At 72.0% G+C, this 21,173-nt stretch carries 20 protein-coding genes; 8 read left to right on the top strand and 12 right to left on the bottom strand.

Features of this window, described 5'->3' with window-relative positions; translation table 11 throughout:
* Positions 1-109: 109 nt before the first annotated feature.
* The 6 genes from ACFYW1_RS07885 to pdhA all read right to left on the bottom strand — a co-directional run bounded on the left by ACFYW1_RS07885 (position 110) and on the right by pdhA (position 7,979).
* Positions 110-1,246, bottom strand: coding sequence for a potassium channel family protein (locus ACFYW1_RS07885; protein WP_388988674.1), 1,137 nt, complete (start codon positions 1,244-1,246; stop codon positions 110-112).
* Positions 1,204-3,243, bottom strand: a complete 2,040-nt coding sequence (locus ACFYW1_RS07880; protein WP_388988671.1) for a molybdopterin-binding protein — start codon at positions 3,241-3,243, stop codon at positions 1,204-1,206. The genes ACFYW1_RS07885 and ACFYW1_RS07880 overlap by 43 nt, the downstream gene beginning before the upstream one ends.
* Positions 3,240-4,112: an NTP transferase domain-containing protein gene (locus ACFYW1_RS07875; RefSeq protein WP_388988668.1), complete on the bottom strand. Its 873-nt coding sequence runs from the start codon at positions 4,110-4,112 to the stop codon at positions 3,240-3,242. The genes ACFYW1_RS07880 and ACFYW1_RS07875 overlap by 4 nt, the downstream gene beginning before the upstream one ends.
* Positions 4,113-4,348: 236 nt before the next feature.
* Positions 4,349-5,788: a dihydrolipoamide acetyltransferase family protein gene (locus ACFYW1_RS07870; RefSeq protein ID WP_388988665.1), complete on the bottom strand. Its 1,440-nt coding sequence runs from the start codon at positions 5,786-5,788 to the stop codon at positions 4,349-4,351.
* Positions 5,788-6,819, bottom strand: a complete 1,032-nt coding sequence (locus ACFYW1_RS07865; RefSeq protein ID WP_388988662.1) for an alpha-ketoacid dehydrogenase subunit beta — start codon at positions 6,817-6,819, stop codon at positions 5,788-5,790. Before ACFYW1_RS07865 ends, ACFYW1_RS07870 begins: the two co-directional genes overlap by 1 nt.
* Positions 6,816-7,979: a pyruvate dehydrogenase (acetyl-transferring) E1 component subunit alpha gene (gene pdhA / locus ACFYW1_RS07860; RefSeq protein ID WP_388988659.1), complete on the bottom strand. Its 1,164-nt coding sequence runs from the start codon at positions 7,977-7,979 to the stop codon at positions 6,816-6,818. The genes ACFYW1_RS07865 and pdhA overlap by 4 nt, the downstream gene beginning before the upstream one ends.
* A gap of 264 nt (positions 7,980-8,243) precedes the next feature.
* Between pdhA and ACFYW1_RS07855 the strand changes: the two genes are divergently transcribed.
* Positions 8,244-8,750, top strand: a complete 507-nt coding sequence (locus ACFYW1_RS07855) for an Lrp/AsnC family transcriptional regulator (RefSeq protein ID WP_388988656.1) — start codon at positions 8,244-8,246, stop codon at positions 8,748-8,750.
* Positions 8,751-8,967: 217 nt separating this feature from the next.
* Here ACFYW1_RS07855 and ACFYW1_RS07850 read toward each other — a convergent pair whose 3' ends face one another.
* Entirely contained in the window at positions 8,968-9,561 is a 594-nt protein-coding gene (locus ACFYW1_RS07850; protein ID WP_388988653.1) for a TetR/AcrR family transcriptional regulator, read from the bottom strand.
* Positions 9,562-9,684: 123 nt separating this feature from the next.
* Here ACFYW1_RS07850 and paaN point away from each other — a divergent pair, with 123 nt between their 5' ends.
* Positions 9,685-11,385 carry a phenylacetic acid degradation protein PaaN gene (gene paaN / locus ACFYW1_RS07845; protein WP_388988650.1) on the top strand — a complete coding sequence of 567 codons (1,701 nt, stop codon included), beginning with the start codon at positions 9,685-9,687 and terminating at the stop codon, positions 11,383-11,385.
* 194 nt (positions 11,386-11,579) lie between these two features.
* Here the strand turns inward: paaN and ACFYW1_RS07840 are convergent, their stop codons facing one another.
* The 3 genes from ACFYW1_RS07840 to ACFYW1_RS07830 all read right to left on the bottom strand — a co-directional run bounded on the left by ACFYW1_RS07840 (position 11,580) and on the right by ACFYW1_RS07830 (position 14,424).
* Positions 11,580-12,221: a TrmH family RNA methyltransferase gene (locus ACFYW1_RS07840; RefSeq protein ID WP_148836915.1), complete on the bottom strand. Its 642-nt coding sequence runs from the start codon at positions 12,219-12,221 to the stop codon at positions 11,580-11,582.
* 179 nt (positions 12,222-12,400) lie between these two features.
* Positions 12,401-13,669: an HTTM domain-containing protein gene (locus ACFYW1_RS07835; protein WP_388988647.1), complete on the bottom strand. Its 1,269-nt coding sequence runs from the start codon at positions 13,667-13,669 to the stop codon at positions 12,401-12,403.
* Complete coding sequence (locus ACFYW1_RS07830; RefSeq protein ID WP_388988643.1) at positions 13,666-14,424, bottom strand: DUF5819 family protein; 759 nt, start codon at positions 14,422-14,424, stop codon at positions 13,666-13,668. The genes ACFYW1_RS07835 and ACFYW1_RS07830 overlap by 4 nt, the downstream gene beginning before the upstream one ends.
* 115 nt (positions 14,425-14,539) lie before the next feature.
* Between ACFYW1_RS07830 and paaA the strand changes: the two genes are divergently transcribed.
* The 6 genes from paaA to ACFYW1_RS07800 all read left to right on the top strand — a co-directional run bounded on the left by paaA (position 14,540) and on the right by ACFYW1_RS07800 (position 19,417).
* Positions 14,540-15,571 carry a 1,2-phenylacetyl-CoA epoxidase subunit PaaA gene (paaA, locus tag ACFYW1_RS07825; RefSeq protein ID WP_388988639.1) on the top strand — a complete coding sequence of 344 codons (1,032 nt, stop codon included), beginning with the start codon at positions 14,540-14,542 and terminating at the stop codon, positions 15,569-15,571.
* On the top strand, positions 15,568-15,858 hold the full coding sequence (gene paaB / locus ACFYW1_RS07820) for a 1,2-phenylacetyl-CoA epoxidase subunit PaaB (protein WP_093548044.1): 291 nt from the start codon (positions 15,568-15,570) through the stop codon (positions 15,856-15,858). The genes paaA and paaB overlap by 4 nt, the downstream gene beginning before the upstream one ends.
* Entirely contained in the window at positions 15,855-16,556 is a 702-nt protein-coding gene (gene paaC / locus ACFYW1_RS07815; protein ID WP_388988635.1) for a 1,2-phenylacetyl-CoA epoxidase subunit PaaC, read from the top strand. Before paaB ends, paaC begins: the two co-directional genes overlap by 4 nt.
* Entirely contained in the window at positions 16,550-17,056 is a 507-nt protein-coding gene (paaD, locus tag ACFYW1_RS07810; protein WP_388988632.1) for a 1,2-phenylacetyl-CoA epoxidase subunit PaaD, read from the top strand. Before paaC ends, paaD begins: the two co-directional genes overlap by 7 nt.
* Complete coding sequence (locus ACFYW1_RS07805; RefSeq protein WP_388988629.1) at positions 17,057-18,115, top strand: 2Fe-2S iron-sulfur cluster-binding protein; 1,059 nt, start codon at positions 17,057-17,059, stop codon at positions 18,113-18,115. It begins immediately after the preceding gene.
* Between the two features lie 114 nt (positions 18,116-18,229).
* On the top strand, positions 18,230-19,417 hold the full coding sequence (locus ACFYW1_RS07800; RefSeq protein ID WP_388988626.1) for an acyl-CoA dehydrogenase family protein: 1,188 nt from the start codon (positions 18,230-18,232) through the stop codon (positions 19,415-19,417).
* A gap of 159 nt (positions 19,418-19,576) precedes the next feature.
* Here ACFYW1_RS07800 and ACFYW1_RS07795 read toward each other — a convergent pair whose 3' ends face one another.
* Entirely contained in the window at positions 19,577-19,921 is a 345-nt protein-coding gene (locus ACFYW1_RS07795) for a rhodanese-like domain-containing protein (protein WP_388988623.1), read from the bottom strand.
* A gap of 46 nt (positions 19,922-19,967) precedes the next feature.
* Positions 19,968-21,053, bottom strand: a complete 1,086-nt coding sequence (locus ACFYW1_RS07790) for a J domain-containing protein (protein WP_388988620.1) — start codon at positions 21,051-21,053, stop codon at positions 19,968-19,970.
* Positions 21,054-21,173: the final 120 nt, after the last annotated feature.

The raw sequence follows: 21,173 nt of genomic DNA, 5'->3' as shown, positions 1-21,173 counted from the left end.
GCCGCGAGGCTACTCCGTGCCCCCGGACGGGCCACGAAAGCGAACCGCTCGGCGACGAGTCGTGCCGAGCCGCGCCGAAACGCGCCGCACCGAGTGAAAACCGCTCCGTCTACGAACGCGGCATGGTCGGGGGCTGGTTGTCCGGCGGCAGGTCGTTCGTGGCACGCACGATGGTGATCAAACGGTCCGTCAACTGCAACGGGCTGGCCGCCGGATCGTCGTAACCGAGCAGCCGGTGGCCCCGCAGCACGCTGACCACCAGGTCGTCCGTCTCCCGGACGCTCTTGCCCACCTCGGCCTTTATCACCGGCCGTTCGACGAGATCGAGTCCGCTGCCCTGCTGGATCAGGTCCTCCATCACCGTGCCCGCGCTGGGGCTGAGGACGGAGAGGCCCAGCAGCCGGCCCGCCGCGCTGGCGCTGGTGATCACGGCATCGGCCCCGGACTGCCGGAGCAGCGGGGCGTTCTCCTCCTCGCGCACCGCGGCGACGATCTTCGCGCCGCGGTTGAGCTGCCGGGCCGTCAGCGCCACCAGCACCGCCGTGTCGTCGCGCTGGGTGGCGATGATGATCTGACGCGCCTTCTGGATCTCCGCCCTCAACAGGACGTCGCTGCGCGTCGCATCGCCGATCACGCCCACGAACCCTTCGGCATTGGCGATCTCGATCACCTTGGACGCCGGGTCGACGATGACGATCTGTTCCTTCTTCAGGCCGGTGGCGCGCAGGGTCTGGATGGCCGAGCGGCCCTTCGTCCCGAAGCCGACGACGACGGTGTGGTCACGCAAGTTAGTTCTCCAACGCTTCAGCCGAAAGTCCTCCCGGGTCCGTTCCGTGAGGACCTCAAGAGTGGTGCCGACCAGGATGATCAGGAAGAGCACCCGCAGCGGTGTCACGAGCAGCACATTGGTGAGCCGGGCGCCGTCCGCGTACGGGGTGATGTCGCCGTAGCCGGTGGTGGAGAGCGTGACCGTCGCGTAGTACACCGCGTCCAGCAGATCGACCCGGTCGTCGGCGGCATCGTGGTAACCGCCGCGGTCCATCCAGACGATCAGCACGGTCACGGCGAGCACCATCAGCGCCATCAGCAGCCGTTTGGCGACCTGCCGGGCCGGGCCGTCGACGACACGCCTCGGAAGCAGCACCCGCGTGGGCAGGGTCTTCTCGTCGGCACGCCTGGCCATCGCATCGTGGCCGGGAAGTTTCACGTGAAACGCCCTTCCGTCCACGGCAGCGCCGAGGCCCACGGTAGGTCGAGGATCTCCACCTCGGTGCCGGACCGTACCCCGCCGGGCGGTACGACGGCCAGCCCGTCAGCAGCAACGATCCCGCGAAGCATCGCCGGACCGTTGTAGTGCAGTGGTACGACGTACTCGCCGCAGCCGCTCCCGGTTCCCATGCCGCCCCTGCCGTATCCGCCACCGGTTCCCGAGCCGCCACCGTATCCGCTGCCCGTTCGGCCCGTGGAGCCGCGTCCGCCACCCGGCACGTCGGTGAAGTCGGCGGCGGGCGCCGCAGGTCCGGCGGTCCGGCGGGCGACGGGCACGAGCCGGGTGTCGTGCGGATGCCCCCGCACCTCGTCGCGCACGACGGCCCGGCGCACGGGTTCCGGCATCCGGCCGGCCAGCCCGTGCAGCAGCGGTGCGGCGAGGGTGAGGAGCGCGGAGACGGCGGCCAGCGGATTGCCCGGCAGCCCGACGAGATACGTACTCCTCCCGCCCGTCGCACGAAGCCCCGGTTCCCCGTCCTCTTCCTCACGAGCCCCCGGCCCCGGCTTCCTGAACCCGGCCAGGAGCATCGGGTGGCCGGGACGGACGGCGACCCCGTCGACCAGCAGCTCGGCACCGATCTCGGCAAGCACCGGGTGGACATGATCGACCGGGCCTGCGGCCGTGCCCCCGGTGGTGATGACCAGATCGGCATCCGTGCCGGTCAGGGCATGTCGCAGGGCTGCGGCGTCGTCGCCGAGCCGCAGCGGGTCGGACACCTCGGCGCCCAGCGCGCGCAGCCAGGGACCGATCATCGGGCCGAGCGCGTCACGGATCAGGCCGTCGTGCGGCAGCCCCTCGGTCAGCAGTTCGTCACCGAGGACGAGGACGTCGACCCGGGGCCGGGGTGCCACGACGAGCGTGTCGTACCCGGCCGCCGCGGCCAGCCCGAGCACCACGGGGGTCACCACGGTTCCGGCGGGCATGAGCCGGTCCCCGGAACGGCACTCCTGCCCGCGCGGCCTGATGTCCTGCCCGGGCACGACCGAACGCGTCGCGTGAAGCAGCCCCTTGGCCTCGTCCACGCGTGCGTGTTCGCTACGGAGCACGGCGTTGGCGTTCGCCGGGATACGGGCCCCGGTGGCGATCCGCACGGCGTCGCCGTCGGGCAGCGGGGCGGGAGCGCCCTGCCCGGCGAGAATGCCCGGTCCCCGGCCCGGACCCGCCCCCGCCGCCGAGCCCGCCCCGGTCTCCTCCCCGGTCACGGGGGCCCCACGGACGGTCCACGGCCCCGGCCCGGAAACGACCCAGCCGTCCATCGCGGAAGTGTCGAAGGACGGCAGATCGGTGAGCGCGACGAGCGGCTCGGCGAGGACGTGGCCGAGTGCCCGGTCGAGCGCGAGCCGACCGGTCCGTACAGCCGCCCCGCGCCCGGCCCGAGCCGCGAGCGCACGCGCCTCCCGCCAGGGGGCCGACGCCTCGTGCCGGTCACGCCCCGGGACCCGGTCGGCACCCCCGCTCACCGGCCTCGCCCCGGCCGCCCGGAACCCCGCACCCGGCCCCGTCTCCGGTTCCGTTCCCGGGCCCGGTCCCGCCGAGTCCGACCGGCTCGACGAATCCGATCGCCCCGGAAGATCCACCCCGTCCGGGAAATCCGCACTGCCCGAGGGGTGCGCCCCGTCCGAGGGGTGCGCCCCCTTCGTGGAACCCGCCCCGGCCGGGGAATCCGGTTGGTCCTGGCAGTCCCGGTGTTCCGGGGGCCGGGAACCCGTGGGGTCGAGACGCGTCCCGGGATGAGGTCGGCCCCTCGGGCTGGGCTCGTCGGCCGTCCGGCACCTGACCAGTGCGAGAGCCTCCTCTACGGCCCGTTCCTCCTCCGAGGCCGGATCGGGGGCCGGTCCGGGAAACCAGCCGGGCTCGGAGGCGGGATCAAAGGCGGGGCCTGCCCCGGAGGCAGAACCATGAACGGTCCCGGGGACAGACGCGTGGTCTGCCGCCTGCCGCCCGGCACCGGCACCGCTGTCGCGAGCCGTCATTGCGTCTCGTTCTCATCCGCCCAGCGGCGGGCGAGCGCAGCGGCCTTCCGCGCGGCTTCGGCCACCGCCTCCACGGCACCGTCCCCGTCCCCGCCGGCCCCGCCCCCGTTCCGGCTCGCCTTCGCCGCCGCGTAACCGACCAGAAAGGTCGTCAGCGGCGCGGCGGGCCGGGCGACGCCGTGGGCGGCATCACGGGCGAGGTCGAGCAGGACATCGGTGTCGACGTCGAGTTCGATGCCGAGTTCGTCCTTGACTGCGGTGATCCATTCGTCCAGCACGGCCCCATGCTCTCTGATGCGGGCCCGGGCCGATGCGATGTCCTCCCAGGTGTCGCAGTCGAAAGAGGCCAGGGGGTCGGCCGCCACCCGCGCGAGATCGAGTTCCTGCGTCAACAGGCGCAGCGGGAGTCCGGACAGCCCCCCGTGCTCGGTGGCGAGCAGCGCGAGCTCCCGACGCAGCGGTTCGGCACCGTAGACGGCGACGAGCGGCTGGTCACGTCCGTCCTGGTCGACGCACAGCGCTCCCTCGCGCCGCCCGTCCCCCGCGGCCGCCAGCAGCCCTTTGACCGTGTCGGCCCCCAGGAACGGCAGATCGGCGGAGAGCACGAGGACCCGCTCCGCCGTGGCCAGCCGGACCCCGGCGTCGAGCGCGGCCAACGGACCGCCGCCCCGCGGTACTTCGTACGTCCAGGTCACCGCGCGCGTGGTGGGCCGACGCCCGCCCACCACGACCGTCGTCGAGGCGTCGGCACAGGCCGAGAGCACCCGGTCGAGCAGCGCACGGCCACCGACCCGGATTCCCGGCTTGTCGGCGCCGCCGAGCCGCTCGGCGGCCCCTCCGGCAAGGACGATGGCGTCATAGGCGGTCATGCGTCCGAGTATGCGGGCCGCGCTCCCCCGCCGTTCCCCCGCGTCCGTGTTCCGGTGAGCCCGCCGGAACACGGCCCCGGAGAACGCGGCCCCGTGGAAACGCTGCCCCGGGGAGAACACGGACACGGGGGCACACGGACACGGGGGCACACGGACCCGGGCGGAAAGCGGACGCGGAGGAACTCGGACGCGGAGGAGAACGCCTCGGGGGAGACGAGGCCCGTGACTGTTTCCGCCTACAACGTGCGCAGCAGCACTGCCGGTTGTTCCACGCAGTCGGCTATGTAGCGGAGGAACCCACCGGCCGTACCGCCGTCGCAGACCCGGTGGTCGAAGGTCAGCGAGAGCTGGACGACCTGGCGTACGGCCAGCTCGCCCCCGTGCACCCAGGGCTTGGGCACGATCCGGCCGACCCCCAGCATCGCCGCCTCGGGGTGGTTGATGATCGGGGTCGATCCGTCGACCCCGAACACTCCGTAGTTGTTCAGCGTGAACGTGCCGCCGGTCAGCTCCGCCGGGGTCAGCCGCCCGGCCCGTGCCGCTTCCGTCAGCCGGGCGATCTCGGCCCCGATCGACTCCGCGTTCCGGTTGTGCGCGTCCCGCACGACGGGGACCACCAGCCCGCGGTCGGTCTGGGCCGCGAACCCGAGGTGGATCTCCGGCAGCCGCACGATCTCCCGCGCCTCCAGGTCCACGGTGGAGTTGAGCTCGGGGAACCGGGCCAGCGCGGCGGTGCAGATGCGCGCCATCAGGGCGAGCACCGACACCTTGGGCCCGGCCGACGGCCCGCCGGCACCGTTCATCGCGGCTCTGGCCGCCATCAGCTCGGTGGCATCGGCATCGACCCAGCACGTGGCGTCGGGGATCTCCCGCCGACTGCGCGCCAGCTTGTCGGCGACCGCGCCCCGCACACCACGCAACGGAATCCGCTCCGCGCCCGAGGCCACGGCCCCCAGCGCCGCCGACGGCCGCGCCGACGCCGCACCCGCCGTCGTAGCCGTTCCCGCCGTGGGAACCTCGGTCGACAAAGATGTGGCCGGCTCTTCCAGGATCCTGATCGCGGCCTCGACATCGGCCCGCAGGATCAGCCCGTCCGGCCCAGAACCCGCCAGTTTCCGCAGGTCAAGGCCATGCTGCCGCGCCAGCTTCCGTACCGGAGGGGAGACGACCGCCACCGGGCCCGGCTCCGCGACCGGAACCGGAACCGGAGTGGCGTCCCCGGCCGGCGTCCCCGCGGACACCCGCGCCACCGACGCCTCGGGGCGGACCCGCCGCCGACGCGCCACCGGCGCGCCCGTCCCGTACCCGACCAGCACGTTGCCGGAGGACTCCGCCGCCCCGGAACCGGAATCAACACCGGTGACAGTGCCGGCGCCGGCCCCGGAGCCGGATCCGGTGTCAGGACCGGCACCGGATCCCGTCTCCTGCTGCGATCCCACCGCGACCGTCAACAGCGGTGCACCGACCGGAAGTTCGGTCCCTTCCTCGCCGAACCGCGCGGTGACCACGCCCCCGTACGGGCACGGCACCTCCACCATCGCCTTGGCCGTCTCGACCTCGACGACCGGCTGGTCGATGGCGACGACATCGCCGACCTCCACCAGCCAGCGCACGATCTCCGCCTCGGTGAGTCCCTCACCGAGGTCCGGCAGCTTGAATTCGAGTACCTGGGCCATCAGCTCTCCGCCTCCCACTGCAAGCGGGCGACCGCGTCCAGCACCCGGTCCACGCCCGGGAGGTGGTGCCGCTCCTGCATCGGCGGCGGATACGGGATGTCGAACCCGGCGACGCGCAGCACCGGCGCCTCCAGGTGGTGGAAGCAGCGCTCCGTGATCCGGGCCGCGATCTCACCGCCCGGCCCGCCGAACCCGGAGGACTCGTGGACGACGACCGCACGCCCCGTGCGCCGCACCGAAGCGGCGACGGTCTCGTCGTCGAACGGCACCAGGGAGCGCAGGTCGACGACTTCGAGGTCCCAGCCCTCCTCGACGGCCGCTTCCGCGGCCTCCATGCAGACGGGCAGCGAGGGCCCGTACGTGATCAGCGTGGCACTGCGCCCGGGGCGGCGGACCACGGCCCGGCCGATCGGTTCCACGGCCACCGGTGCCTCGGGCGACCAGTCGGCCTTCGACCAGTAGAGCCGCTTCGGCTCCAGGAACACCACCGGGTCGTCGGAGGCGATCGACGCCCTCAGCAGCCCGTACGCGTCCTCGACCGTGGCGGGCGTGACGACGTGGAGACCGGGCGTCGCCATGTAGTACGCCTCGGAGGAATCGCTGTGGTGCTCCACCCCGCCGATCCCGCCGCCGTACGGAACCCGCACCGTGATCGGCAGCGGCATGGCGCCGGCCGTCCGGTTCCGCATCTTCGCGACATGGCTGATGAGCTGCTCGAAAGCCGGGTAGGCGAAGGCGTCGAACTGCATCTCCACCACGGGCCGCAGCCCGTACATCGCCATGCCGACCGCCGTGCCGAGAATGCCCGCCTCGGCCAGCGGGGTGTCCGTGCAGCGGTCCTCGCCGAACTCCTTCGCCAGACCGTCGGTGACCCGGAAGACCCCGCCGAGGGTGCCCACGTCCTCGCCGAGCACATGCACCGTCGGGTCCTGCGCCATCGAGTCGCGCAGTGCCCGTCCGAGGGCCTGGGCCATCGTGGCGGGCTTGGTCCTCGCCGTCCGCTCCCCGGTGGCAGCCGCCGCCGTCGTCATCGTCGCTCCTCCACGTCGTCGTGGCCGTGCCGGTCCTGCTCCGCGTCCAGTTCGACGCTCAACCGGGCTGCCTGCTCCCGGAGTTGCGCGGTCTGCTCCTCGTAGACGTGGGCGAACAGGTCCATCGGATTCAGCACCGGGTCGGCGTTCATCCGCTCGCGCAGGGCGGCCGCCATCCGGTCCGCGGCCTCGCGCGCCTCCTCGATCCCCTCGTCATCGAGCAGCCCCCGCCCGGTCAGCTCCCGTTCCAGAATCCGGATCGGGTCGTGCTCGCGCCACGCCTCCACCTCGCTGTCGACGCGGTAGCGCGTGGCGTCGTCGGCGTTCGTATGGGCGTCCATGCGATAGGTCACCGCCTCGACGAGTGTCGGGCCGTCCCCGCGCCGGGCCCGCGCCACCGCCTCGCCGAGCACCTGATGCACGGCGGCCGCGTCGTTGCCGTCCACCAGGCGGCCCGGCATCCCGTATCCCACGGCCTTGTGCGCCAGGGACGGCGCGGCCGTCTGCTTCGCCAGCGGTACGGAGATCGCGAAGCCGTTGTTCTGCACGAGGAAGACCACCGGGGCCCGCCAGACCGCGGCGAAGTTCAGCGCCTCGTGGAAATCGCCCTCGCTGGTCCCGCCGTCGCCGACCATGGCCAGTGCCACCACGTCGTCGCCCTTGAGCCGGGCCGCGTGCGCCAGCCCCACCGCGTGCGGCAACTGGGTGGCCAGGGGAGTGCAGAGCGGGGCGATGCGGTGTTCCCGCGGGTCGTAACCCGTGTGCCGGTCACCGCGCAGCAGCGTCAGCGCCTCGACCGGGTCCAGTCCCCGCGCCACCGCCGCGAGGGTGTCGCGGTAGCTGGGAAAGAGCCAGTCCCGCTCCTCCAGCACCAGGGCGGCCGCTATCTCGCAGGCCTCCTGGCCCGTGCTCGACGGGTAGACGGCGAGCCGGCCCTGCTTGGTGAGCGCGGTGGCCTGCGCGTTGTACCTCCGGCCGCGGACCAGCTCCGCGTACAGGCGCAGAAGCAGCTCGGGATCGACGTCCGCCACGGCGTCCGTACCGAGCACGCGGTACGGCTCGGGGTCCGGGAGCAGCGGCGCGGGATCGGTGAGCGGCTTCCAGGCCGGGGGCGGCGCGGGCCGGTAAGCAGCCGCGCCGGGCAGCTCCTGGACCGTCATGACAAGCACCTCCTGGCATCGAGGGGTTTCGAGCGGCGTCTGTCGGCATCGGGGGATGGGCCGATGCCGAGGGGTGTCGAAATACATCGAAATGTCGAGCACTGTCCGAGGTGCCGGTGCGGCGTCCCTCACCTACCGATTGTTCGGTCGCGAGCGCATTTTGGCTACAGGCGCCTCCAGCCTGTGGACAAACGGTTCTCCACAACCTGGGATAGAGGCAGGTCGTCCAGGACGGGGAGGCACGGGCACATGTCAACTGAACAAATGGCCGCTGGTGGAGAGGATCCCGGCCGGCTTCCGCCCGCCCGCCCGCTCGACGCCATCGACCGCGACATCCTGCGACTGCTCCAGACGGACGGACGTGCCTCGATCCGGTCGGTGGCCGATCGCGTCCACGTGTCGCGGGCCAACGCCTACGCCCGGATCAACCGGCTCCTCGACGACGGCGTGATCCGAGGTTTCAGTGCGCGCGTGGACCACGAGCGGGCCGGGCAGGGCGCGTCCGCGTACATCACGCTCAAGATCGTCCAGAATTCCTGGCGCACCGTGCGCGAGCAGCTCCAGGCGCTGCCCGGGGCGACCCACATAGCGCTGGTCAGCGGCGACTTCGACGTGCTCCTGCTGGTGCACACCCCGGACAACAGGACGTTGCGCGAGCTGGTCCTCACGAAGATCCAGGCCATTCCGGAGGTGCTCTCGACCCGCACGCTCCTGGTGTTCGAGGAGACGGACCTGGCGCCGGGCCCGGAGAGGCCCACCGAACTCACCTGAGGCGCACGCTCGCGGGCCCCGCCCGGCCGGGAACGCGCCCCGGCCCCGTCCGCATCCGCCGGCTTCCGCCCGGCCGGAAACGTCCGGCGCCCGTCCGTACCCACCGTTCCCGACCCGCCGTTCTCAACCCACCGTTCCCCGACCGGTCGGTTCCGCCCGGTCGGTCGGGAACGAGCCATTCGACGGCCGATGGTTCGACGAATCGGCGATCAGGGCTTCAGTGGCTGGAGCGCATGCCCTCGAAAGCCACCCGGACCAGCGTGTCCGCCAGCCGCTCGCCGTCGACCCCGCCGTCCGGCAGCGGGCGGTACCACTCCACCAGCGAGTTGACCATTCCGAAGAGCAGCCGGGTCACCAGTCGTATGTCCACGTCGGAACGGAGGTCGCCGTCCGCGACCGCGGCCTTGAGCAGCTCGGTCACCCGCTGGTCGAACTCGCGGCGCCGCTCCATCGCCCAGCGTTCCGTGTTCGTGTTGCCCCGCACGCGCAGCAACAGCGTGACATAGGGGAGTTCGGCTATCAGCACGTCGACGGTGCGGCGGGTGACGTACTCGACCCGCTCGATCGCCCGCCCCCGCGTCGCTCCCGGCTCGTCCAGAATCCCGAAGAGCCCGTCCAGCGCCCGGCTGACCGCCCGCCGCAACAGCTCTTCCTTGCCCGCGACATGGTGGTAGATGGACGACTTGGAGATGCCCGCCGCCTTGGAGAGGTGCTCCATGGACGTGCCGTCGTAGCCGCGCTCGTTGAAGACACGGACGGCGACGGTGAGCAGGGTCTCCGGGGTGTACGTGTCCCGCTTGGCCGTGGTCATGTCCGCGATCCTCCCCTACGAGTTGTCCACAGGTTTGGCGGGCCCCCTTGTCCCGACCGATCGTTCGGTTACTCTAACTCTGTCCGCCCGTCCCTGCCCAGCTCGACGAGGAGTTGGTCCGTCATGGCCGCCGAGCTCTCCCCGCAACTGCTCTCCGAGAAGCACCGACCCACGCTCGACCGGGCCCTCGACGCGATCCGCACGCGCGCCTACTGGTCCCCGCACCCCGAGCACCCGAAGGCGTACGGCGAGGGCGGTGCGCCCGGCAGCCTGGGCCCCGCCGAGGGCAAGGCCGCCTTCGACGCCGTGCTGAACACCCGGCTCGACCTCGGCCAGCCCGGCACCGACGGCTGGACGGGCGGGGAGGTCTCTCCGTACGGGCCGGAGCTGGGCGTGGAGTATCCGCACGCCGACCCCGACGTCCTGCTGCCGGCGATGCGCGCGGGGATGGGCGCCTGGCGGGCGGCGGGTCCCGAGACCCGGGCCCTGCTCTGCCTGGAGATCCTGGCCCGGATCAGCGCCCGGACCCACGAGTTCGGCCACGCCGTGATGCACACCAGCGGCCAGGCATTCATGATGGCGTTCCAGGCGGGCGGCCCGCACGCCCAGGACCGCGGTCTCGAAGCCGTGGCATACGCCTACGAGGAGCAGCTCCGCACGCCGGGAAGCGCCGACTGGTCCAAGCCCCAGGGCAAGCGCGACCCGCTCCAGCTGCACAAGTCGTTCACCGCGGCACCACGCGGCATCTCGCTGCTGATCGGCTGCAACACCTTCCCCACGTGGAACGGCTACCCCGGCCTCTTCGCCTCCCTGGCCACCGGCAATCCCGTGCTGGTCAAGCCGCACCCGCGCGCCGTGCTGCCGCTCGCGCTCACAGTGCAGCTGGCACGTGAGGTGCTCACCGAGGCGGGCTTCGACCCCAACCTGGTCGCGCTGGCGACCGAGCGGCCGGGCGAGGGCATCGCGAAGACCCTCGCGCTCCGCCCCGAGATCAAGATCATCGACTACACCGGCTCCACCGCGTTCGGCGACTGGCTGGAGGCCAACGCCCGACAGGCCCAGGTCTACACGGAGAAGGCCGGGGTCAACACGATCGTCATCGACTCCACGGACGACTACCGGGGCATGCTGTCCAACCTGGCGTTCTCGCTCTCCCTGTACAGCGGCCAGATGTGCACGACCCCGCAGAACCTGCTGATCCCCCGGGACGGCATCACCACCGACGCCGGCGACAAGTCGTACGACGAGGTGGCGGCCGACATCGCCGGGGCGGTGACCGGCCTGCTGGGCGACGACGCCCGGGCGAACGCACTGCTCGGCGCCCTGGTCAACCCGGACGTGAAGGCACGCCTGGAGGCGGCGCCGGACCGGGGCGAGGTCGCCCTGGCCTCCCGCGAGGTGGCCAATCCGGAATTCCCCGACGCCGTGGTCCGCACCCCCGTCGTCGTCAAGCTGGACGCCGCCAAGCCGGACGACGAGGAGCACTTCCTGTCGGAGTGCTTCGGGCCGGTCGCCTTCGCGGTGGCGGTCGACTCGACGGCCGACGCCCTGGACCTGCTCCGCCGCACGGTCCGGGACAAGGGCGCGATGACGGTCGGCGCGTACACCACCTCACCGGAGGTGGAGAGCGCGGTGGTGGACGTCTGTCTGGACGAGTCGGCCCAGCTGTCGCTGAACCTGACCGGCGGTGTGTACGTCAACCAGACCGCGGCCTTCTCCGACTTCCACGGCTCGGGCGGCAACCCGGCGGCGAACGCGGCGCTGTGCGACGGGGCCTTCGTGGCCAACCGCTTCCGCATGGTGGAAGTCCGCCGCCAGGCGTGACCACCGGGGGAGGGGGGGGGGGGGGGGCCCCCCCCCCCCCCCCCGCCCCCCCGGCGGCCCGCCCCGCCCCCCCCCCCCCCCCCCCCCCCCCCCCCCCCCCCCCCCCCCCCCCCCCCCCCCCCCCCCCCGGCCCGCCTTGTCCCACCGGGCCCGCCGCGCCGCGCCCCCGCCGGGCCCGGTCCGGCGGCCGGTCCTCAGCCTTCCGGGATCTCCGCGTACCGCTGCACCCACGCGTGCATGGCGATGGCGGCCGCGGCCCCAGCGTTGATCGACCGGGTGGATCCGAACTGCGCGATGGAGCACACCATCGCCGCATGCCTGCGGGCCTCCTCGGTCAGCCCGGGGCCCTCCTGCCCGAAGAGCAGCACACAGCGCCGCGGCAGCTCGGTCCGCTCCAGCGGCACCGCCCCCGGCAGGTTGTCGATCCCGATGATCGGCAGCCCCTCGGCCTTCGCCCACGCGGTCAGCGACTCCGTGTCGGGGTGGTGCCGCACGTGCTGGTAGCGATCGGTGACCATCGCGCCCCGCCGGTTCCAGCGCCGCCGGCCCACGATGTGGATCTCCTTGGCGAGGAAGGCGTTCGCGGTGCGCACCACCGAACCGATGTTGAAGTCGTGGCCCCAGTTCTCGACCGCCACGTGGAAGTCGTGCCGCCGCAGGTCCAGATCGGCGACGATCGCCTCCCGGGTCCAGTACCGGTAGGCGTCGCCCACGTTGCGCCGGTCGCCGTGGGCGAGCAGCTCGGGGTCGTACCGCTCGTCCGAGGGCCAGGGCAGCGGGTGCGGCCCGACGCCCACCTCGGTCCCGAATCCGTCGTCGTACTGCACCGGCTCCACGGACGGCCCGCGCTCCTCCGCCGCAACGTTCTCCGACGGAACGTTCCCCGACGAGGAATCGTGCTCCGCCGGGAAAACAGGCCCTTCCGGGGAAACAGGTCCCGTCCGAGGAGCCTGCCCCGTCACCACTGCGGACGCGTCACCGGTACGGCCGGTACTGCCACTCTCACTGCTGCTGCTCACCCGACGAGCGTATGGCCCCCGTCGCCGCTGCGTTGCGGGGCCTCCTCGTCGTCGGCGGCCCGCCGCTGCTCCGGAAGCCCGTTCCCGCGCGAGAACAGCAGCTTCCGTGCGAGGGTCACCCGGCCGCCGAGCCAGACCAGGAAGACGGTCGGCAGGAAGACCGAGTCGGCGGCGATCATCGCCATCGAGAAGAAGGGCAGCCCGAGCAGCAGGGCGATGCCCGCGTGCTCGCAGATCATGGCGACGAGCAGGACGTTCTTGACCCGTCGGTTGAACAGGGTGAAGGGGAACGCGACCTGGACGATGACGGTGCCGTACGTGATCAGCATCACCATCACGCCGTTGGAGGCGAGGATGTCCGACAGCCCGGGCCACGGCGTGAAGTAGTCGAGCTTGAGCGGGTAGTAGAGCGCCGTGCCGTCCTGCCAGCGCGAGCCCTGGATCTTGTACCAGCCGGCCGTGGCGTAGATGAGGCAGACCTCGGCCATGATCACGACGAGGGTCGCGTTGTGGGCGAGGTTGGCGATGACGTCGAGCAGGATGCGCGTCTGGCTCCGCGGGGCGTAGCGGTTCACGGCCCACCAGGCGCCCTCGCCGATCCACAGGATCCACAGAAGCGTGGGCAGCCACCAGGTACCGCCGAGCCCGTCCGTCGCGCTGGCCGCGACCAGCACCACGCCGAGCGCCACCCAGAGGACCGGGCCGACCACGTCCCCCCGCATCGAGCGCCGCGGAACATCGGCTTCCACGCCTGTTCCCCGCGCCGCTTCTTCCGCTTCTTCCGCACGCGCCGCCCGCCGGGCGTCCAGCGACCAGACCCGCCCGCAGCGCGTGAGCACCAGGTAGATCGCCATCAGGTGGATGACGTTGTCGCCGCCGTCCCCCATGAAGATGCTGCGGTTCTGCAGGGAGAGGACACCGGCCATGAAGAGGACCGACATGGCACGCGTGTGCCAGCCGACCATCAGCAGCGCCGCGGAGAGCAGCGCGACCGCGTAGACGATCTCGAACCAGACCGCGCTGTCCGACCACATGAGGGCGGTGAAGGACTGGTTTCCGGATATGAGCTGCTGCGCCATGTCCCAGCGCCACGGGGCGTCGGGGCCGTACATCTCGTGGCGGTGCGGCAGCTCGCGCAGCAGGAAGAGCAGATAGGTCGCCGAGAAACCGATCCGGATGACGGCGCTCTGGTACGGGCCGAAGGCGGAGGAGGTGATGCGCTGGACGGCGTGGGCGACCTTGCGGTCGAAGGAAAGCGTGCTCACTTGTCCGCCCTCCCGTCGTCCGCGGGAAGGTCGGCCGCGGTGATGTTCCACCAGGGCAGCACCCGGTAGGACGGCTTCGTGCTGATCTTCTCCCCGCTCCATCCGGGTGCCGCGACGGACCGCGTCTCGGAGCGGATCTGGATGCGCTCGACGGTGCCGCCGTAGTCGTGCTCGCTCAGGCGCAGCATCGCGATGCGGCGGATGTACTGCTCGGACAGTCGGCCGCGAAGGCCGTTGGCCCGGTTCTCGTTGTCGTGGGAGTTGAGGTAGAAGTCCCAGCCGCGGCGGAGTTCGTTCTGATGGACGTGGCTGGGGAGGAGGTTGCCGCGGATCGCCTTGCCGTCCTCGCCGGAAAGGCTCATCCAGGGGGTGGTGCGGCGGCCGTCGGCACCCGCTATCTCGGCACGCACGTGCACGGCGATGTTCTGCTGGAGCGGGTTCGGGGCGAAGAGCTTCCAGTTCTGCTCGAACTCGGGGTAGACCCAGTCGTCGACCGCTTCGCCGTGCCGCTTGGTCAGCGTGTTCGAGGGCGCGACGTGCAGGAACACCATGGCCAGCTGGGTGCAGGCGACCAGCCCGATCACCGACAGCACGACCGCGGCCACGATCTGGTACGGGAGCGACAGGGCGGCCATTCCGCCGCGGTTGCTCGCCGCCGCCCCGTCGGCGGTGGAAGGGGCGTCCTCGTGCCGTACTGTCCCCGCCCCGGCGGCTCCGTCACCGCTCTCGGCGCCCCTGTCGTCGTACGAATCCATCCCGCCCCGATCCCCGTCACTCCCCGGCCAGTTATCCACAGGGTTGACACCCTACGGGCCGCCGACTCACCATTGAAGACATTGAACCGAACGATCGGTCGGTAGGGAGTCCGGGATGGCGGCAGTGACTGCGGACCAGGCGGCGCAGGCGGGAACGGGGGGCCCCGAGGGGGCGGACGGAGCCCTGGCGGCAGCGTTCGACGCCGCGGTGGCGGCGGACGAGCGCATCGAGCCGCGCGACTGGATGCCCGACGCGTATCGCGCCTCGCTGGTCAGGCAAATGGCCCAGCACGCCCATTCCGAGATCATCGGGATGCAGCCGGAGGCCAACTGGATCTCGCGGGCGCCCTCGCTGCGCCGCAAGGCCATCCTGATGGCCAAGGTGCAGGACGAGGCGGGGCACGGCCTCTACCTCTACAGCGCCGCGGAGACCCTCGGCACCGGCCGCGAGGAACTGCTCGACAAGCTCCACGCGGGCCGCCAGAGGTATTCGTCGATCTTCAATTACCCGACGCTGACCTGGGCGGACGTCGGCGCCATCGGCTGGCTCGTGGACGGCGCGGCGATCACCAACCAGGTGCCGCTGTGCCGCTGCTCCTACGGCCCGTACGCCCGCGCGATGGTCCGCATCTGCAAGGAGGAGTCCTTCCACCAGCGCCAGGGGTACGAGCTGCTGCTCGCCCTCAGCCGCGGCACCCAGGCGCAGCACGAGATGGCGCAGGACGCGGTGAACCGCTGGTGGTGGCCGTCCCTGATGATGTTCGGCCCGCCGGACGACGCCTCGGCCCACTCCGCGCAGTCGATGGCCTGGAAGATCAAGCGCCACTCCAACGACGAGCTGCGGCAGCGCTTCGTGGACATCTGTGTCCCCCAGGCCGAGACGCTGGGGCTCACCCTCCCGGACCCCGACCTCCGGTGGAACGAGGAGCGCGGACAGCACGACTTCGGCGCGATCGACTGGAAGGAGTTCCAGGAGGTCCTCAAGGGCAACGGCCCGTGCAACGAGCAGCGCCTCGGCCAGCGCCGCCGGGCCCACGAGGAGGGCGCCTGGGTCCGTGACGCGGCGGCCGCCTACGCGGAGAAGCACTCGACAGCACACACGACGGCGCGGACCGCGACCGTACACAACGGGGAGGCGACAGCATGAGCAGCTCGACCGAATGGCCCCTGTGGGAGGTGTTCGTGCGTTCGCGCCGCGGCCTCTCCCACACCCACGCGGGCAGCCTGCACGCCCCGGACGCGGAAATGGCCCTGCGCAACGCGCGCGATCTGTACACCCGCCGCTCCGAGGGCGTCTCCATCTGGGTGGTCCCGTCCGCGCAGGTCACGGCCTCCTCCCCGGACGAGAAGGACTCCTTCTTCGAACCGGCCGGCGACAAGCCGTACCGGCACCCGACGTTCTACGAGATCCCGGAAGGGGTGAAGCACCTGTGACCGCGGCCCTCGCCCTGGGCGACGACGCGCTGGTGCTCTCGCACCGGCTGGGGGAGTGGGCGGGACACGCCCCGGTGCTGGAAGAAGAAGTGGCCCTGGCCAACATCGCCCTGGACCTGCTGGGGCAGGCCCGGGTGCTGCTCTCCCTCGTCGGGGACGAGGACGAGCTGGCCTACCTGCGCGAGGAGCGCGCCTTCCGCAACGTCCAGCTGGTCGAGCAGCCGAACGGCGACTTCGCCCACACCATCGCCCGCCAGCTCTACTTCTCCACCTACCAGCGGCTGCTGTACGAGCAGCTGGCGGCGGGCGACGGCCCGTTCGCCGGCCTGGCGGCGAAGGCTGTCAAGGAGGTCGCGTACCACCAGGACCACTCCGAGCACTGGACGCTGCGGCTCGGCGACGGCACGGACGTGAGCCACGAGCGGATGCAGGACGCCGCGAACGCCCTGTGGCGGTTCACCGGCGAGCTGTTCCAGCCCGTCGAGGACGTGGAGGTCGACTGGCAGTCGCTGCACAGCGGCTGGCTGGAGTCCGTCACCGCGGTGCTGGAGCGGGCCACGCTGACCCTGCCGGCCGGTCCGCAGTCCGGGGCGTGGACGGCGGGTGCGGGACGCCAGGGCATCCACACCGAGCCCTTCGGCCGGATGATCGCCGAGATGCAGCACCTGCACCGCAGCCACCCGGGGGCGTCATGGTGACCGAAACGCTCCTGGAGGAGGAACTGCACCGGCTCGCGGGCTCCGTGCCCGACCCCGAGCTGCCCGTGCTGACCCTGGACGAGCTGGGTGTGCTCCGGGGCGTGGATGTCCTCGGCCCCGGCAGGGTCACCGTGCGCCTCACCCCGACCTACACCGGATGTCCCGCCATCGAGGCCATGTCCGCCGACATCGAACGGGTGCTGCACGACCACGGCATACCGGAGGTCTCCGTGGTCACCGTGCTCTCCCCTGCCTGGTCCACGGACGACATCAGCGCGGAGGGGCGGCGCAAGCTGGCCGAGTTCGGCATCGCACCCCCTCGCCCGCACGATGCCTCGGCCTCCGCGGGCGGCCCGGTTCCGCTCACCCTCTCGGTGCGCTGCCCGCACTGCGGATCGACCGAGACAGAGCTGCTGAGCCGGTTCTCCTCCACCGCGTGCAAGGCACTGCGCCGCTGCGTGACGTGCCGCGAACCGTTCGACCACTTCAAGGAGTTGTAGATGTTCCATCCGCTCCGGGTCCGCGCGATCGAACGGCTCACGGACGATTCGGTGGCCGTCACGCTCGCCGTACCGCCCGAGCTGCGCGAGACCTTCCGTCACCGGCCCGGCCAGCACCTCAACGTGCGCCACGCGGTCGACGGCGAGGAGATCCGCCGCTCGTACTCGATCTGCTCCCCCGCCGCCGAGGAACCGGACGAGCCGGTGCTGCGCGTGGGCATCCGGCTGGTCGACGGCGGCGCGTTCTCCACGTACGCACTGAAGGAACTCGCCGTCGGCGACGTGATCGAGGCGATGCCCCCGATGGGCCGCTTCGTGCTCACGCCCCGAGCCGGGCACTTCGCGGCGATCGTCGGGGGCAGCGGAATCACGCCGGTCCTGTCCATCGCGGCCACACTGCTGGCGCGGGAGCCGAATGCCCGGTTCTGCCTGATCCGCAGCGACCGGACCGCCGTCTCCACGATGTTCCTGGACGAGGTCGCCGACCTCAAGGACCGCTACCCGGACCGGTTCCAGCTGATCACGGTGCTCTCCCGGGAGGAGCAGCAGGCCGGTCTCCCCTCCGGCCGACTGGACCGGGACCGCCTCACCGAACTGCTGCCCGCGCTGCTCCCGATGACCGAGGTGGACGGCTGGTACCTCTGCGGACCCTTCGGGCTGATCCAGTCCGCGGACCGGGCACTGCGCGACCTGGGCGTCGACCGGAGCCGCATCCACCAGGAGATATTCCACGTGGACGACGGCCCGGGCACCCCCGCCCGCACCCGGGCCGAATCACCGGCCCACAGCAGACTCACCGCGACCCTCGACGGCCGCTGTGGCACCTGGCCTGTGGAGAAGGACGAATCGCTGCTGGAGACCGTGCTGCGCAGCCGCGCAGACGCCCCGTACGCCTGCAAGGGCGGGGTGTGCGGGACCTGCCGGGCCTTCCTGGTCTCGGGCGAGGTCCGGATGGACCGGAACTTCGCGCTGGAGCCGGAGGAGACGGAGGCGGGTTACGTGCTGGCGTGCCAGTCGCATCCGATGACGCCGGAGGTGGAACTCGACTTCGACCGCTGACCACCTCCTGCCGCACCCTCCCTCGCGCCCTGTTCCCTTCTCGTAGAACCTGTCCTATCTTGACGAACCGTCAGATTCGGGTACGGGAGCAGCGGTTCGCGGGAGGCAGGGACAGTGGACTTCACCTTCACCGAGGAACAGCAGGCGGCCACGGAGGCGGCACGAGCGGTCTTCTCGGGCACCGCCCCCGACAAGGTGCCCAGCCCCGCGCTCACACCGGGCGCGGTGGCCGAGGACATCGACCGGCCGCTGTGGGCCGAACTCGCCGCCGGCGACCTGCTGGGCCTGCCCCTGGAGCCGCGGTACGGCGGGGCCGGACTCGACCCCATCGCGCTCTGCCTGGTGCTGCGCGAATCCGCCAGGGTGCTCGCACGGGTGCCGTTGCTGGAGACGTGCGCGGTAGCCATGGCCCTCCAGCGGTACGGGCACCCCGGGCTGGCCGCCGAACTGCTGCCCCGGGTCGTCCGGGGCGAACTGGTGCTCAGCGTCGGGGCCAACGGCCGCTCGGGCCATGATCCGGCCGAGCTCGCCGTCACCGCACGCCGGGAGACGACCACGAAGGACCAGGTGCCGGACGGGGGCTCCGGTGATACCGACGACGCCGATTCGGGGTGGATGCTCGACGGAGTGCAGTCGGCGGTGCCGTGGGCGCAGGTGGCCGACTGGATCGCGATTCCGGCGCACACGGACGGGGGAGGGGCCGTGGTCGCCCTGATCCGGCCGGACCAGGACGGCGTCGACCTGGCCGAGCAGGTCTCCACCAACGGCGAGCGGTTCGCCGAGGTCCGGCTGCGGTCGGTGCGGGTCGACCGGCGCGCGCTGATCGACGGTGCCGGGGCCTGGGAGTGGCTGCGGGCCCTCCTCACCACCGGAACGTGCGCGCTCGCGCTGGGCCTGGGCGAGGCCGTGCTCGCCATGACGAGCGAATACACCGGCAAACGCGAGCAGTTCGGCTTTCCGATCGCGACGTTCCAGGCCGTCGCCGTGCAGGCCGCGGACCGGTACATCGACCTGCGGGCCATGGAGGTGACGCTCTGGCAGGCGGCCTGGCGGCTCTCCACCGGGACCGACGGCGCCCTGCCCGCCGAGGGTGACATCGCCGTGGCGAAGATCTGGGCGTCGGACGGCCTCCGCCGGGTCGTGCAGACGGCACAGCATCTGCACGGCGGTTTCGGCGCGGACACGGACTACTCGCTGCACCGCTTCCACGCCTGGGCGAAGCAGATCGAACTGTCCCTCGGCCCCGCAGCGGCCCACGAGGAGGCCCTGGGCGACCTGCTGGCCGCACACCTCCTCGACTGACACCCGCCGCACGCCCCGGCCGGCCCGGCTCCGGAAAGACCGACCGGTTCCGGTCCGGCGCCGCACCGGAACCGCACGACCACTCCGACCGGACACTCTGGCCGACCCTCTCGGCCGAACGAGCCGACCGGCAGGGCGAACCGCCCCGGCCGAGCCGGTTCAGAGCACGAAGGCCGGGCTTTCGCCGTCGGCGACCATCGGGCGTCCGGCACCGTCCCAGGCGAGCATGCCGCCGTCGATGTTCACGGCGTCGACGCCCTGCCGCACCAGGTACTGGGTGACCTGGGCGGACCGGCCGCCGACCCGGCACATCACATGCACGCGTCGGCCGTCGGCGACCGCTTCGGTCAGCTCACCGAAGCGGGCCACGAAGTCGCTCATCGGGATGTGCAGGGCGCCTTCGACGTGCCCGGCCGCCCACTCGTTGTCCTCCCGGACGTCCAGCACGAAGCCGTCCGCCGGAACCGCCGCGACGTCCACCGAGGGCAACGGGGCGAAATTCATGGGTCATGCCTTCTCTCGTACGTACGCTCCAGGGTCACCCGGAACGCTACTGCACCAGGCCCGCCAGCTCGGCCTCGCGCTGCGCGACCTCGCCCAGCAGCTGCTCGGCGATCTCGTCGAGCAGCCGGTCCGGGTCGTCGGGTGCCATCCGCAGCATGGCGCCGATCGCGCTCTCCTCCAGTTCCCGTGCGAGCACGGAGAGCAGTTCCTTGCGCTGGGTCAGCCAGTTCAGCCGGGCGTAGAGCTCCTCGCTCTCGCCGAGCTCCGGCTCCGGCATCGCGGGACCCGCCTCCCACTCCTGCGCCAGCTCCATCAGGAGGGCCTCGTCCCCGCGCCCATAAGCGGCGTTCACCCGGGCGATGAACTCGTCCCGGCGGGCCCGCTCCGCCTCGTCCTGCGCCAGGTCCGGGTGGGCCTTGCGGGCCAGGTCGCGGTAGAGCCTGCGCGCCTCCTCGGTCGGCCTGACCCGCTTGGGCGGCCGCACCGGCTGCTCGGTGAGCATCGCCGCCGCCTCGGGGGACAGCCCGTCCGAGTCGATCCAGTCGTGGAACAGCTCGTCGACACCGGGCATCGGCATCACGACCGCCCGTGCCTCCTGCGCCTTGCGGATGTCCTCCGGGTCACCCGTCCTGGCTGCACGGGCCTCCGCGATCTGCGCGTCGAGCTCGTCGAGGCGGGTGTACATCGGGCCGAGCTTCTGGTGGTGCAGCCGGGAGAAGTTCTCGACCTCGACCCGGAAGGTCTCCACCGCGATCTCGAACTCGATCAGTGCCTGCTCCGCCACCCGGACCGCCCTCGCGAGCCGGGCCTCGGGCCGTTCCCCCGCGGCGGCCTCTCCCGCACCCCCATCGACGGCGCCGTCACCGGCCACGGCCTCTCCGGCGGCATCCGCGGCCGCCCCGTCGGGCGCTCCGCCGACGGAACCGGTCTCGTCCGTCACCGGGCCCCCGCCATCCTCGGCACCGTTTCCCGAACCGGCCCCGGCCGGCTGCCCCTGCTCCTCGATCTGCTCCTCGATCGGCTCGTCCAGGACGTGCTCCTCGTGCCGGGCATGCAGCCCGTGCTGCCGGTCGTTGTCCTGCCGGTCATCGTCGTTCCGGGTGGTCGGCACTCCGGCGGCTTCGTGGGTCACCCGTCCAGCGTATGGCCACGAACCACGCCCCCAGGACGCGCGGTCGGCTCCCGCACTCCTCGAACGCCCGACCGCTCCCGCCCCGCTACCCCGCAGACCTGCCCCAGAGCCGTTCCCGGC

Origin of the sequence: Streptomyces sp. NPDC002669 (assembly GCF_042889165.1) — a bacterium.
In the GTDB taxonomy this organism is placed as follows: Bacteria; Actinomycetota; Actinomycetes; order Streptomycetales; family Streptomycetaceae; genus Streptomyces.
Note: the sequence above shows the minus strand (reverse complement) of the source record. Positions and strands in the feature narration are given on the sequence as shown.